Raw genomic sequence first — 10,284 nt, forward strand, 5'->3', positions numbered from 1 at the left:
ATAAATTAGATTTATCGCATTAACAGAGAACAATGTTATCTATTTTGATAAATTAATCAGTTTTCTTTGTTAAGAATATTGACAATAGTAAAAAAATATATTAAATTCTTTATATAGAGAATACTGTCAACTATTTTGATAAATGGATCCGATTACAAAATTAATGAATGCAATGCAATCTAACTATGAGCTTACTTAAAGGAAAGGGAGTTTACTAATGAAACTAATTACATTTAGCCGTGAAGGTATCAAACAACGTGTTGGAGTCATCGTCAATGAAGAAGTCATCGATTTGAATATTGCATACAAGACTTTACTTGCATCAGAAGGAAAAATTCGCGCACAACAAATTGCTGAAGCATTTGTTCCAGCTGATATGACTGGATTTTTACAGGGTGGAAAGGAAAGCTTAGAATTCGCTAAAAAAGCCATTGACTATGCTTTAGAAAATAAAACAGATAATGGATATAGACTTGTATATGCTCTTAATGAAGTAAAAGTTGAAGCACCAGTTCCAGCTCCTGGAAAAATGATCTGTGTTGGTCACAATTATCGCGAACATATTTTGGAAATGAAACGTGAAATCCCTCAATATCCTGTTGTATTTGCAAAATTTGCTAACACAGTTGTTGGACCACAAGATGATATTCCGTTCTTCCCAATTTCAGAACAACTTGACTATGAAGCAGAGTTTGCTTTCGTTATCGGAAAAAGGGCCAGAAACGTATCACAAGAAGAGGCTCTTGATTATGTTGCAGGATACACCATCGTAAATGATGTAACCTACCGTGACATTCAACGCCGCACAATTCAATGGTTACAAGGTAAGACAGTAGAGGGCAGCGCCCCAATGGGTCCATGGCTCGTTACATCTGATGAGCTAACAGATCCGTCTGGATTAGAAGTTATATTAGCGGTGAATGGTGAGGTAAGACAGCATACGAATACTGCCAATCTAGTATTCTCTGTTCAATATTTAGTAGAGTTCTTATCCAATCTGATGACACTAGAACCAGGTGACATTATTTTAACAGGAACTCCAGGCGGAGTAGGTTTTGCAATGGATCCACAAACATTCCTAAAAGACGGAGATGTTGTCAAAATTGCAATTGATAAAGTTGGAACATTAGAAAATCAAGTGAAAAAAGTTACAGAGTAGGAGTGATCCTGAAATGGGAACAAAAACAATCCAACAATCCATTGAATCGGTTCAACAGTCGATTGATAAAATGATTGGCACAGTTTTAGGGCTTTCAGAGGAAACGATCCGCTGGAAGCCAAGTGAAGATGAATGGTCGATTATACAAATTTTATGCCATGTATTAGAAGCAGTTCCTTATTGGTTGGGTGAGATAGCTCAAATAAAGGCTCAGCCTGGTGAATTATGGGGAAGAAACCACCTTCAAGAGGCTCGTCTTGCCGCTGTAACGGACACCGACAAAAGGTCGGTTGAAGATGTGTTAAAAGAACTTGAGTCATTAAAATCCCAAGTTGGAAAAGAACTAGGAACTTTAAATAAAGATTCTTTGGCAATTGAAGCTATCAGCCGCAACCCAAATTTTGGCACAAAACCGATTTCATTTATTGTCGACCACCTTATTATCGAACATGTCAGCAAGCACTATGGTCAGATAGAAAGAAATCTTTCAAAATTAAACTAATCTAAAGGTGGTGTTCAATTAACATGGCAGAAACAACTGAATTTATGAAGAGTCAAATTGTAAAAGATTTTACAGAAGATATTCGCCAATATAATCTTGGGCCATTGTGGGAAGCAATTCCAGCATTAATGCATAAATCTCCAGAACCACATGCACAAGCTTATCTTTGGAAAGGTAGTTTGTTAGAAAAGAAATTACTGGAAGCTGCACAAATTTTCACACCAGAACGCGGTGGAGAACGAAGAGCGATTTACCTACAAAATCCTGGTTTGGACTATCGTCAACCTTGGGGTTGGGCTTCCACAACACAAACTCTTTATGCAGCTGTTCAATTGCTTCAACCCGGTGAAGTGGCTCCATCTCATCGCCACTCACAAAATGCGCTTCGTTTTATTACAAAAGGTGAAGGTGCATATAGTATTGTTCAAGGTGAAAGAATCTTCATGGAAGAAGGGGATTTCTTAATTACACCGAAAAACCTTTGGCATGGTCACGGCCACGAAGGTACAAAACCAATGATTTGGACCGATATTCTTGATATTCCAACGATTTATGCTTTAGGTGGTACGTTCTTTGAGAATTATCCAGAGAGAATTGAACAACCCAAAGTTCCGGATAATTATGGTTCACAACGCTATGCAGCGGGTATGCTACGTCCAGTTGCAGACCGTAGCCCATCTATTGCGCCACTAGGTTCATATAAGTGGAAACATACGTATACAGCAATTGAATCTTTAAGCCAATTTGAGCCAGATGAATTTGAAGGATATGCTATAGAATTTATTAACCCTTCGACCGGTACAACTGCAAACCCAACAATTGCGGCTTGGATTCAGAAGTTCCCTAAAGGCTTCCGTACAAAAGCACAACGTAGTACACATGCATCGATCCATCAAGTATACAAAGGCTCTGGATACAGTATCATTAACGGTGTTCGCTTCGATTGGGAAGAAGGAGATTTCTTCTGTGTTCCGAACTGGGCTTGGGTTGAGCATGTAGCAACTGAAGACACATATTTCTTCACGACTAATGATATTCCAATTATGGAAAGATTCGATATTGAAAAACGCGAAGTATATGATCAAAATAATGGTCAACAAGAAGTTACTTCTGAGTTTAAACCATTATTGCCTTAAGCTTTAAAAAGGGTTACTAATTTATACTTTACAGGGCTAAGCAGCTCAATATCATATGGTTTTGCTGCTGCTTAGTACATACTTTTTGAATGTTTATTCCAAATAGAAGAAAAAGAGGGAGAGTTTTCAATGACATATACAAACACTGAAAATACAGTTTTAATTGCTGGCGGCGGAATCGGTGGTTTAGCAGCAGCTCTTGCAGCAGCTGAAGCAGGTCAAGCAACAACAGTTTTTGAAAAAGCACCAGAGTTTGGAGAAGTTGGAGCAGGAATTCAATTAGCAGCAAACGGTGTTGCCGTTTTAAAACGCTACGGATTAATGGATCGCATTAATGATTTTGCTGTATACCCTAAACGCCTTGTGTTAAAGGATGCTTGGACAGGAGAAGAATTAACTGCTTTAGACTTAGGAAAAGAGTATGAAGAAAGATATGGTGCTCCATACATTGTATTACACCGTTCAGATTTACACAGCGTACTGTTAGAAGCATGTAAAGTAAGCCCATTAGTTTCACTTTATACAGATACAGATATCCACTCTGTTGAAAAAACTGCTGATGGTGTATACCTTACAAACCAACGTGGTGAAAAAATCAAAGGTAAAGCAGTAATCGGAGCAGATGGAATTCATTCAAATGTTCGTAAGCATTTCGTTCAAGATCAACCTGTTAACTCTGCATATGTAGCATACCGTGGAACACTTCCAATTGAGGTCGTTTCTGAAGATGCGAACATGGATGATGTAATTATGTGGATTGGACCAAACTCTCACGTTGTTCAATACTGTGTACGTCGCGGAGAATTATATAATCAAGTTGTTGTTTTCAAAAGCCCTACTTGGACACCTGAATCTACTGTGTGGGGAACACCAGAAGAAATGATGCAAGTTTTCGAAGGTTGTCATGAAAAAATTGGGAAAGCGCTTGAATTCATTAATAAAGATTTCAGATGGCCAATGTATGACCGTAACCCAATCGGCAATTGGACAGATGACAACATCACACTTTTAGGAGATGCAGCTCATCCAATGTTACAATACCTTGCACAAGGTGGAGTTCAAGCATTAGAAGATACTGCAAAATTAGCTGATGTATTAAAGGCACATGGTGAGAATTTTGAAGCCGCTTTCAAAGAGTATCAAGAAGAACGTCTTCCTCGTTCTGCACGTGTTCAAACAACTGCACGTTTCTGGGGAGAAATCATTCATGCTGTTGATCCATTAGCCATTGCTCTTCGTAATGATATCTTTAAGAAATGTCAAGCTAATGGTTTCTTCTATACTGATTGGTTACATGGATATAAGAGAGAAGCAGCAGTATATCAAAATAAATTTGTGCCATTTGTAGATATTGAGAAACATATCACAAAAAAAGAATTAGAACTAGCAAAATAATAGAATAGAGAAACTAGCCCAAAGCACCTTCAGTCGGATACGACACGGAGGTGCTTTTTTATAATATTTTTAAAATATTAAGAAATCAATATATTTACATTTTGAACATTATTGCTGGGGGTTCCGGCAGAAAACGCTGAATGTTGGCGATACCCCTTGTAGCGTCGATATGACTTTGCATAGCCATTTTAGGCTTTAAACTAAACCATTCATGCTAACTAAACGTGCATCCATTAGATTTTTTTGCTTGACTGACCAATAGGAAATCATGTCGATCGGACTCTTAAAAGCAATGATTTTATTAGGTTTTCCAATGTCAATAGTAAACCCACTATGCTCTTTACCATTGGCAAGGACACTATAAAAAAGAGATTAAGCAACTAGAAGATGATTCCTTATTTGAAGGTGCTCACAATCCCTCAAATGATTTAGTGACCATAATAACTTTTAGTAATAATCGTGATTATCAAGGTTGGCGTGTAACTAATTTCAAAAGTAAACGACTAAAGGAAAACGTACGATTTAAATGTAAGCAACCTTTGTAAAAAAGGTTGTTTTTTCTTTTGTAACTTGTATAAATGTGTTATGCAACAATCTGGCCCGATTCCCGATTATTGAATACATAGCCTATTCTCCAGATTAAGCATATGCTGTTTTTTCACGAGTTTCTTCTATTATATATCGGTACTTTTTAAATTTAAAGTCGTATTTCTTAACTTAGATCATCTTCACAAGTTAAAATTTCGGCAAAGCTTCCACAGCATCCACCAAGACACTATAGGAATCGCGTAAATACCTTGCAGTGGTTGAAATTTTACTGTGACCGGCGAGTCTCCCCACTTTTTCAATATCATTATCCGTTGCTTTTAACATCCATTTGCAAAAAGTATGACTAACATATGAGTGTTTAATTTTTTCTTCGGCAAGCTATACCTTCAATCATCGCCTGGATTCCCCGCACCGTAAACTTCGGGAATCTCTAACTGTAAAAATATAAGGGGAATCTTCAACCAAGCTAGAGGTTTACTTTCTTGTGAATGTAACATGACGGATCCACTTTACATTGATTGCTGACACCTTCTAGATCAATTTTTCTCTTTTCGCTTCTGGACGGCCTCTTTCAAACTTTGTATGATGAATTCTTCTTGTGTCATCCCTTGTTTATCCGCATACTCCTTGACCTGATCCTTTAATTGGGTGGACCCATAAGCCACAAAGGAAACTAAATCGCTATCTAAAAAAACACCATTCGGCCTGGAGATCATTTTCCCTTCTACAAGGCTCTTTTTCAACAAGTCTATTTCATCACGATGTTCAGTTTTATAGAAAGGAAGGAGCATTGGCTTCATTCCGATCTTAATTTCACCATCCAAAACTTCCAACTTCATATTAGTAGGTCCTGCAATCCGATAGAATTGATCAATTAAATCAAACGTCAGCGATTTCACCTGTTTCGGTTTGTTCAATTGCAACACCACGGATCCTTTTTTGTTATTGGTGATCTCCTCGTCCAATTCCATGACCGGTTCGAACCCCTGCTGCTTTAAATCTTCGATCAAAAGCTCCCTCTCCCGGTTGGTCAAGGCCTTACCATTCCCGATTCCATCCCACTCCATGATCCGGGCAAATTCACCAGTCTCCTTGTTCTCGAACGGCTGGAATAAAAAATACCCTGTTTTCTTATCATAGAATTTCTCTCTCCCCTTCACTCGGTTGAACAGATGGAGATTTGTGTCCAGATCCTCTTTTTTCACGAAGAATGTATCAATGTTTCGATACGGCTTCATCACGGCCGGAAGTTCTCCAGATTTCATCTTATTGATGACGGTGGAAGGTGAAACTTTTATATTCAACCCTTCTAAATAAGCAACGATCTCTTTGGTCGTATGTGAATTTATAACGGTAAAGAAATTATAATATTAAAAAGCCCAATTTCTCAGCATTAAATTGAGAAATTGGATTTTCTTCATTACTCAAGAAAAGCGCCCTATTCTTGAATATCGTTGTGTTTATGTTGGCTACACTTTTATTCCTGAAAACCACAACTTATTTGAAGTACATTCTTGCTCAAACTTTTTAAATTAGATTATTTTTATCGTTTCGTCATTACTTGGTAAACCAATGATATTGATAATTAAAATATAAACAGGAAAAACCATCAAACCTACTATCACAAAAAGACCTGTAACAGGATTAGGGGCATCCCCTCCATACGTTATTGGGAATAAAGATGCGATTATATATATATAAAGAATAAAATATGGAACCCAAAGGATAACTGTCCAGAAGTTAGCTGTTCGACCTTTCATCCATTTTTTTGTAAAGAAAAAGAGCAGGATTGTCCAAATATAAATCCAACAACAATAGTTACACCACTTAAAGTATTTACAGTACCAATATTCCAACCAGTTAATCTACTAATCCTATAAACATTACCCATAAGTTGGATAGGAACAAATATCATAAGAGCATATAAAATGCTGACCACATTTAGTTTTATGAAATACTTCATTTAGAAAATTCCTCCCCTTCAACGTAATAACAATTATCTCAAATTCCCATAATTTCCACAAATAGTTATTCGAGAATATGGCTCTAGAATGCAAATAGGCGCTAATCCTTGCTGCAGGATAGCGCCCTTTAATGGAATAAGTATAGTTAGTTCAAAACTTCATATTAATTCTAACTGTGAGAAGCACCATCATACTTTCAACTAACTTCATTTTTTGGTTCACTTTTTTTAGGCTTTTCGTTCAAAATGGAACGTAATTCTCTAATATCCTCTTCCGACAAGGAAATAAGAACCCGATTGTGAAAGAAGTAATCCTTTTAATTCACAAACCGATATTAATAACTACTGTAAATACTTATTCAGAAGATTAGTGATTAATTGATTTATCTCATTTATGTTGGCATTTTCCACTTTCGCATTATTAATGCTATATTTCTTTTTTAGTTTAATAATTCTTTCTATACTTTCATTTAATCTTTGTTGTGAAATTTCCCCTTTTTGAACAGCGGTTTTTAAAGAGGAGGTAATTTTTACAACATTATTATAGTCATGCCCTACCAAAATAATGTCGCTTCCTGACTTTACTGATTCTACTGCTGCTTTACCAATATCAAAATTGTTTGTAATGGCCCCCATTGTCATATCGTCCGTTATGATTACTCCCGTGAAACCAAGTTGTTTTCTAAGGACATCCGTCATGACAGCTTTTGACATGGACGCTGGATTATTTTTATCCAATTCAGGCAATAAGATATGGGCGACCATCACAACATCTGCTCCATGATCAATCGCACGTTCAAACGGAATTAACTCTAGTTCTTTAAGTTCCTTAAGGCCTTTATTCACAATTGGGAGTTCCAGATGGGAATCAACCGATGTATCTCCATGTCCAGGAAAATGCTTAATCGTAGAGATGACGTTTTGCGACTGAATCCCTTTCATCGTTTGAATCCCAAGTTTACTTACTATTTCCGAATTGTTCCCAAATGATCTATCCCCGATAACAGGGTTATTTGGATTGCTGTTAATATCAAGAACAGGTGCAAAATCGAAATTTAAACCAAATTCTTTTAATTCATGGCCTAAAAGTGTTCCCACTTTATAAGAAAACTCGGGATTATTTACCTTTCCAATCTGTTTATTTGAAGGAAAGTTAGCAAGTCCACCCGGCAATCTTGTCACACGTCCCCCCTCTTGGTCAGCACCTAAAAAAAGCGGTAGATTCGAACTATTTTCAGCTTTCATTTGATCCACAAGTTGAATGGTTTGGGCGGGGGTTTCGAAATTATTTTTGTAAAAAATAATTCCTCCGACATGGAATTGGCTTATTAATTTTTTTGCGTTTGCATCCATCGTGGTCCCGGAAATCCCAGCAAGAATCATCTGCCCAATTTTATCTTCTAAATTCATTTTAGAAATTACTTCTGAAATGGTTTGATTTTCTTGTTGATTCGGCTTTTTTTCAACTTGTGCTTCTTGATTTGGTGTTTTTTTAACCTGTGTATAGAGTGAGATATGTTCAACTTTAGGATTTGGTTCCTGCTCTGTTGTTATAGGCAAAACCCATAATAAATCAGTGGAAGTGGTTGCATGATAGACAAGTATCATTTGGTCATGAGTTGTATCTTTATAGTATCGAATGGCATCGGGTTCTCCACCAATATTCTTAATTTCATTTAAAGAGATATGTTGTAGTTCGGAATCATAAGACCGTATATCACTCACAGTCTTACCGGAATAGCCGATTGTAGAATGATGACTTTCGTATTCCTCATACCTGCCTTTAGCAGTTTCCGAAATATATTCTGACTTTCCCCACTCTTTATTTACTTCCTCCCATCCTGTTTTACCTGAAACAAAGGGAATGTTCGGAACCTTACCTTCCTTAGATAGGGAAAAAGTTTCCCCAACTAATTTCTCAAGACTTGAAATCTGATCATTCCCCGAATCTGATGTTTTTTTACCGGATGGGTCAGTTATAACTGGATTCTCTTTAACTGGCGTCTTCTCGTTACCGTTTTCTTTGGTTGCATAAACGCCAATGATCAAGGCTAAAATTAAAAGTGGAATCGTAAAAATAAGTAGCTTATTCTGGGGATTCCTTTGTTTATTCATTTTCTAATTCCCCTTTCTTCCATTTTTATGGTAAGATTTGAGTTTTTATATTACCGTTTATTTGTAGTAATGCCAATCAGCTTAAAAAAGAATCATTGTAAAAATATGTCTGATCAGTACATGGGATTTCTTTTAAAAGTCCTTTTTTCTTTCCGTCTCCACAAATATTCAGCCACACTGTTCTTTCCAGCAATAATCTTCGGCGGAATGCCCCTTAATTGAAAAAAAGAGAGCTTAATATCATTGTTCAAAGATATTAAACGCCCGTTTGTGAAAGATCGTTATTAAAGTAGGGCACCCGATTGTTGAAGAAGTGACAATTACTATCGAGTATTACCTATATTGTATTTTATCTTTGGAGTGTGCAATATTATTAATTCCCATTCAAATGATAGATTAGTTGCACAACACCAGAGGAGAACGTTCTTGTATTAACCATTTTTAAATTCAACCTCTGTTTTATATCAATAAACAACGGTTTTCCTTCTCCCAAAATAACAGGGTGAACAGATAATCTAAATTCATCAACAAGCCCTAAATTGATAAAATTTGTAATAAGACTTGCTCCACCATATAACCAGATGTCTTTACCAGGCTTATTCTTTAATTTATTTACTTCTTTAAGAATATTATCATTTATGAATATTGCTTTATTATCAGTCCCTTTTTGCGTTCTGGAAAAAACATATTTTTCTTTACTATGAACTATTTCCCAAATTTCTTTTTCAGTATCAGTATCAATTTCTGGAGTAAATTGTCCCCATAAATCGTAGCTTTTTCTTCCATATAAAATAGTATCAATTTGATTTAAGAAATTAATAAACCCCATCTCAGAGTCCATGATGCACCAATCAACTTCGCCATGCTCCCCTTCAATAAAACCATCTAAAGTAATTGCTAAATCTAAAATTATTCTTCTTGGTCTTCCGTTATAGGACATAATTCTTCCTCCCTTTAATCATTTAGATATTGTTTCTCCTGCCAAGTTTTTTTATATTTTCTTTATTTACAGCATTTATTTCTGAATAAAGTTACTGATGTTATTAAACTGCCTTAACTTGTTAACAATCATCTCAAATTGCCTTTACTTCCACAATTAGTTATTCAAGAATAAGGCCCTATAGCTAAAGAAGGCACAATTCTTTTTGAAGAATTGCGCCCGATTGTTGAAAAACGATTCGCTTAAAAACTACTTTCAATTAAGTGATTTAATAGTTCTTTCTGTATACGAAGTAGAGACTGAATATCTTCTTTGGGCATTTTATCTAATGCGAAAAGCATAGCCTTATAAGATATCGAATTCTTACAGGATTTTTTTGAAACTTCTACACCTTTAATAGTTAATTTTATCTTTACTTCTCTTCGATCTTCCTCAGATATTTTTCTTTCTACTAACTCCATTTTAACTAATTTATCTATCCCAACACTAATTGTACTTTTTGATGAGATAAGCTTATCAGCTATC

9 protein-coding genes and 1 pseudogene are annotated in these 10,284 nt (G+C 36.0%); 4 read left to right on the forward strand and 6 right to left on the reverse strand.

The annotated features are described in order from the left end of the window. Window positions 1–217 precede the first annotated feature (217 nt). From JN080_RS24790 to JN080_RS24805, 4 genes are all read left to right on the forward strand, one after another. A complete protein-coding gene (locus JN080_RS24790) occupies window positions 218–1,159 on the forward strand; it encodes a fumarylacetoacetate hydrolase family protein (protein ID WP_256238641.1) in 942 nt (313 codons plus the stop codon). Between the two features lie 13 nt (window positions 1,160–1,172). Continuing rightward, entirely contained in the window at window positions 1,173–1,661 is a 489-nt protein-coding gene (locus JN080_RS24795; protein ID WP_256238642.1) for a DinB family protein, read from the forward strand. 23 nt (window positions 1,662–1,684) lie between these two features. Next, window positions 1,685–2,797: a cupin domain-containing protein gene (locus JN080_RS24800; RefSeq protein WP_256238643.1), complete on the forward strand. Its 1,113-nt coding sequence runs from the start codon at window positions 1,685–1,687 to the stop codon at window positions 2,795–2,797. 129 nt (window positions 2,798–2,926) lie between these two features. Beyond that, entirely contained in the window at window positions 2,927–4,192 is a 1,266-nt protein-coding gene (locus JN080_RS24805) for an FAD-dependent monooxygenase (RefSeq protein ID WP_256238644.1), read from the forward strand. A 735-nt stretch (window positions 4,193–4,927) separates the two neighbouring features. On the opposite strand, the pseudogene JN080_RS24810 reads toward JN080_RS24805, so the two are convergent. From JN080_RS24810 to JN080_RS24835, 6 genes and pseudogenes are all read right to left on the reverse strand, one after another. Next, window positions 4,928–5,203 (reverse strand): annotated as a pseudogene (locus tag JN080_RS24810) (tyrosine-type recombinase/integrase); the annotation flags it as partial. A 74-nt stretch (window positions 5,204–5,277) separates the two neighbouring features. Next, window positions 5,278–6,045 (reverse strand): hypothetical protein, encoded by a 768-nt coding sequence (locus JN080_RS24815; RefSeq protein WP_256238645.1) that lies wholly within the window; start codon window positions 6,043–6,045, stop codon window positions 5,278–5,280. A gap of 452 nt (window positions 6,046–6,497) precedes the next feature. Beyond that, window positions 6,498–6,704, reverse strand: a complete 207-nt coding sequence (locus JN080_RS24820) for a hypothetical protein (protein WP_256238646.1) — start codon at window positions 6,702–6,704, stop codon at window positions 6,498–6,500. A gap of 342 nt (window positions 6,705–7,046) precedes the next feature. Next, complete coding sequence (gene nagZ, locus JN080_RS24825) at window positions 7,047–8,819, reverse strand: beta-N-acetylhexosaminidase (protein WP_256238647.1); 1,773 nt, start codon at window positions 8,817–8,819, stop codon at window positions 7,047–7,049. A 373-nt stretch (window positions 8,820–9,192) separates the two neighbouring features. Further along, complete coding sequence (locus tag JN080_RS24830; protein WP_256238648.1) at window positions 9,193–9,759, reverse strand: dihydrofolate reductase family protein; 567 nt, start codon at window positions 9,757–9,759, stop codon at window positions 9,193–9,195. A 242-nt stretch (window positions 9,760–10,001) separates the two neighbouring features. Further along, a partial coding sequence (locus tag JN080_RS24835) for a MarR family winged helix-turn-helix transcriptional regulator (protein ID WP_256238649.1) occupies window positions 10,002–10,284 on the reverse strand: 283 nt, incomplete at its 5' end.

The organism is Bacillus sp. EB600 (assembly GCF_024494385.1).
GTDB lineage: Bacteria > Bacillota > Bacilli > Bacillales > Cytobacillaceae > JAEVLT01.

Bases quoted from the DNA above. Each gene is read 5' to 3' on its own strand.
- JN080_RS24790 (WP_256238641.1), top strand. From the start codon at position 218: ATGAAACTAATTACATTTAGCCGTGAAGGTATCAAACAACGTGTTGGA.
- JN080_RS24795 (WP_256238642.1), top strand. From the start codon at position 1,173: ATGGGAACAAAAACAATCCAACAATCCATTGAATCGGTTCAACAGTCG.
- JN080_RS24800 (WP_256238643.1), top strand. From the start codon at position 1,685: ATGGCAGAAACAACTGAATTTATGAAGAGTCAAATTGTAAAAGATTTT.
- JN080_RS24805 (WP_256238644.1), top strand. From the start codon at position 2,927: ATGACATATACAAACACTGAAAATACAGTTTTAATTGCTGGCGGCGGA.
- JN080_RS24820 (WP_256238646.1), bottom strand. From the start codon at position 6,704: ATGAAGTATTTCATAAAACTAAATGTGGTCAGCATTTTATATGCTCTT.
- nagZ (WP_256238647.1), bottom strand. From the start codon at position 8,819: ATGAATAAACAAAGGAATCCCCAGAATAAGCTACTTATTTTTACGATT.
- JN080_RS24830 (WP_256238648.1), bottom strand. From the start codon at position 9,759: ATGTCCTATAACGGAAGACCAAGAAGAATAATTTTAGATTTAGCAATT.